Genomic DNA, 3986 nt, shown 5'->3' with positions numbered 1-3986 from the left:
AAAGGTTTTGCAATGCAGAGCTTCTTTATCGGAACCGGAGCGGTTGTTGCATCTGCCTTACCGTGGATGATGACAAACTGGTTTGGTATTTCGAATACTGCACCTGAAGGAATCATACCACCCTCAGTGAAATGGTCATTTTACATTGGTGGTGCTACTTTCTTACTGGCGGTTATTTGGACCGTTTTCCGTTCACATGAATATTCACCGGAAGAACTTGAAGCCTTTGAAGCTTACGAAGATGAACAGATTAAAGATTCTTATGAAGTGAAGAGGGAAGTTCCCATTGAAGCGGGAGAGGGGCAAAAGAAAATAAACTTTGGCTTACTGTTCTCACTATTAGGGCTCCTTGCTACAGCGGGAGTCTACTTCTGGAACTACGACGCTGAACTGTATATCGTTACAATTGGGCTTGCAGTTCTGGGGGTGGTATCATTTTTGGCCGGATTTATTCAAAGAAGCGGAAAGACAGACCAAGGGTTGGTTGTTGTTGTTCACGATTTTTTGCACATGCCTAAGACCATGATTCAACTGGCCGTAGTTCAGTTCTTCTCCTGGTTTGCACTTTTTGCAATGTGGATCTATACCACGGCTGCCGTAACTTCACATATCTACGGAACAAGTGATACTACATCATTTCTATATAATCAGGGCGCAGATTGGGTGGGTATTCTGTTTGCGATTTACAATGGATTTGCGGCTGTAATTGCGTTTGGACTTGCACCTATGGCTAAGCTCACCAGCAGAAAAATTGTTCACGCAGTGGCGCTGGTAGCCGGTGGATTAAGCCTGATCGGAATCTACTTTATGAATTTTTCGATCGATCTCTCATCTGTTGGTTTAGATTTTGTGATTACCTCACCCATGTTGCTTGTGATACCCATGTTGGGAATTGGTTTTGCCTGGGCAAGTATTTTGGCGATGCCTTATGCAATATTGGCCGGATCACTGCCATCGAAGAAGATGGGACTCTATATGGGTATTTTTAATTTCTTCATTGTGATTCCTCAGATATTGGCTGCCAGTCTTTTGGGATTTGCTACCAGAAACTGGTTTGGCGGAGAAGCGATCTACTCACTGATGCTGGGTGGTGCGGCAATGATTGTAGCCGCTGCTTCCATGTATTTTGTGAATGATGTGGATGATACTGATGAACCTGTTCTCCCTTAACTTTTAGAATGGCCGGTTTTATTTAAAAGACCGGCCTCTTTATCATGGATCGGACTGTAAAATCCATTAATCATTCATATCTTAGCTTTTGCTCTTAGAAAAGCCACTTTTCTCACTATCGTTTTATAGAAGTTTATGAGACTTGATCCAAAATATTTTAATCTGTTTATAGCAATCTGTGCTCTCCTGACACTAATTGTGATTGTATGGGGAACAATAAGCTATTCAAACAATCAAGAGTTAGATTTTCGGGAATCCTTGACAGATATCAGACTGGATACGCTATCGTTTGCAACCTACTCACATCAAAAAGATTCGCTGTTTTCTGATGATTTTAAAGGGTCTCCGACACTGATTCAATTTTGGTCTACATGGTCCGGAAAGTCCTTATCGGTTAACCGTTTTTTGGAAAATCATCACCAGGATTATGCCGGTTTAACCATTGTTGCTGCCTCCGTCAGGGATTCTGATGAACTGATTTTAGATCATATTGAAAGTAAATCAAACGGTTTCATCTATGTAGAAGGAACAACCTTTTTTCAAACACTGCTGGTGCCCGGTGTGCCTTCTCAGATTTTTTTAGATCGTGACGGAAAGTACTTTGATGCACAAGTTGGGGATGATACTACAGCAATCAGGGATAAATTAGATCGGCTGTATAATGAGTAATCATCCACCCTATGTTTGTTTGAATGGCAAGATTATCAAGCAGAGTGAAGCACTTATACCTGCTAATAATTCGGCACTGTATTACGGTACCGGTTGCTTTGAGACATTACTTGTTGAACAGTCTGCTTTTTTCAAGTTAAAAGAGCATATCGATCGACTGAATCGAGGAATGGCTTATCTTTCAGGCAACAAGGTTGATCCTTTAACAGTTAATCAAATGAAACGTGATACGCTTCGGCTCATAAGAGAAAATCAGTTAGAACAAGAGAGAGTAAAAGTTCGGATCCAGTTCTCTCTCATGGAAGAGAGCGGATATAGTGAGTCTGAAAATCCAAACAGCTTTTTACTGATTACCGTATCAAGAGTTACAGAATCTGTTAAGCCTTTCTCAGTTACAATTGCTGATTCAAGGGTAGTTCCTGGTAATTCTAAGCCGGCAGACCTGAAGCTGAGCAATATGCTGCACTACAGACAGGCATGGAGGGAGGCAAAGTCTGCGGGAATGGATGATGCAATCTTATTGACTGCGGAGGATTATTTGGCCGAGACTTCAATAGGAAATCTATTCTGGAAAAAAGAAGATGAAGTTTATACCCCATCAACAGATTGTGATATACTTCCAGGTATTATGCGAAACAGTTTGATCGATATTTTGACAAATAAAATGAGTTTGAGAGTGAATGAAAGGAAATATCGATTGAATGAACTCAAAACTGCAGAATCGGTTTGGATGACGAACAGTGTGAGAGAAGTTCAGGAAATTTCTAAGATCGATGAACAGGGATTTGAAACTGACCAACCATTTATGAGTGAGCTAAGGAATTGGCTCATAGAATATAAGACAGAGCATCGCAGTTGAAAAAAAATCAATTTGATACCATAGAAAAAGCAGAGGCTTTTTTACTAGCCATCCCCAAATTCGGAAACGTCGGGCGATCAGCGGCTAATTTTAGCCTGGACCGGATGGTTTCATTTTGTGATTTGATGGGTAATCCACAGAAGAGTGTACCGATGATTCATGTTGCCGGCACAAATGGGAAGGGAACAACCTGTCAGATGCTGGCGTCTGTTTATCAGGAGGCGGGATATAAAACCGGTCTCTACACATCGCCACACTTGATAAATGTAAGAGAACGCTTTAAAGTGAATGGTGAATGGATTGATGATGAGCAACTTCTTCAATTTTTTCAAAAGTTTGGCGAAGAAGCCATTGAGCAGAAACTTACATTTTTTGAGCTGACTACAGCCATCGCGTTTTGGCACTTTAAACAGATAAATGTTGATCTGGCAATTATTGAAACGGGACTTGGCGGAAGGTTAGACGCTACAAATGTGATTGATCCGTTGGTTTCTGTGATTACATCTGTTGGGTATGATCATACCGACATTTTAGGAGATACTCTCGAAAAGATTGCAGCAGAAAAAGCGGGAATTATTAAAAAAAACAGGCCGGTTGTTTTGGGGCGTCTTCAGGATGATGTCCGAACTGTTATTGAATCCATCGCGATTAAGAAAAATTCAGAGGTGTATCACTCTCAAAAGCTAGAACCGGAAATAAAAGACGGACACTTTGATCTATATCCGGCAGACCGATCCATCCATATCAATGCACATGGACGGAAAAAAATCGATGCTGTAAACACTGCTATGGTTTGGGCAGTGGCGGAATTGATTCAGGAAACTTTTCCGGTAAGTGAAGAAGAGTTTGTTGACGGTATAGAAAAGATGGATCAACGCTTTGGAGATCACGCACATTTTTCGAGGATTCATCCCGTAAATCCGTGGTACTTTGATGGTGCTCATAACGTTGAATCTATAAAAGAGCTTATTGAAGAGCTGAAAACCCTGGCATCTGTCGAAAATTGGACCGTTGTGTTGAGTTTTATGGATGACAAGCTGAATCGGGAGATCGCAGAAATCTGGAATGAGTTTCCTAATATTCTGGTGTATAAACAGGAGGGAGGCAGGGCTGCAAGCATCCAAAAAATGAAAAGTTATTTTCCAGGTTCGCAAGCAATAGACAGTGAAAGAGCCACTCAACTTTTTGTCTCTGAGGATTATAAAACAGAATTAGTAATTTTTAGCGGAAGTTTTTACTTTTACAGGACCGTAAGGAACTGGATGGGAACAGAAGCTTACGAAAATAC

Annotated in this window: 4 protein-coding genes; all 4 read left to right on the top strand. The window is 41.0% G+C overall.

Annotation, left to right across the window (positions count from 1 at the left end):
• A partial coding sequence (locus ACESM0_RS13120) for an MFS transporter (protein ID WP_372906654.1) occupies nucleotides 1-1170 on the top strand: 1170 nt, incomplete at its 5' end.
• A 135-nt stretch (nucleotides 1171-1305) separates the two neighbouring features.
• Nucleotides 1306-1839 carry a TlpA family protein disulfide reductase gene (locus tag ACESM0_RS13115; protein WP_372906653.1) on the top strand — a complete coding sequence of 178 codons (534 nt, stop codon included), beginning with the start codon at nucleotides 1306-1308 and terminating at the stop codon, nucleotides 1837-1839.
• Entirely contained in the window at nucleotides 1832-2698 is an 867-nt protein-coding gene (locus tag ACESM0_RS13110; protein WP_372906652.1) for an aminotransferase class IV, read from the top strand. The genes ACESM0_RS13115 and ACESM0_RS13110 overlap by 8 nt, the downstream gene beginning before the upstream one ends.
• The coding region (locus ACESM0_RS13105) for a bifunctional folylpolyglutamate synthase/dihydrofolate synthase (RefSeq protein WP_372906651.1) at nucleotides 2695-3986 on the top strand (1292 nt) is incomplete at its 3' end. The genes ACESM0_RS13110 and ACESM0_RS13105, both read left to right, overlap by 4 nt.

Origin of the sequence: Rhodohalobacter sp., from assembly GCF_041686455.1 — a bacterium.
In the GTDB taxonomy this organism is placed as follows: Bacteria; Bacteroidota; Rhodothermia; order Balneolales; family Balneolaceae; genus Rhodohalobacter.
This window is presented reverse-complemented; position numbering and strand designations above follow the sequence as displayed.

Excerpts from the sequence above, each read along its gene's own strand:
- ACESM0_RS13115 (WP_372906653.1), top strand. The coding sequence starts at position 1,306 with ATGAGACTTGATCCAAAATATTTTAATCTGTTTATAGCAATCTGTGCT.
- ACESM0_RS13110 (WP_372906652.1), top strand. The coding sequence starts at position 1,832 with ATGAGTAATCATCCACCCTATGTTTGTTTGAATGGCAAGATTATCAAG.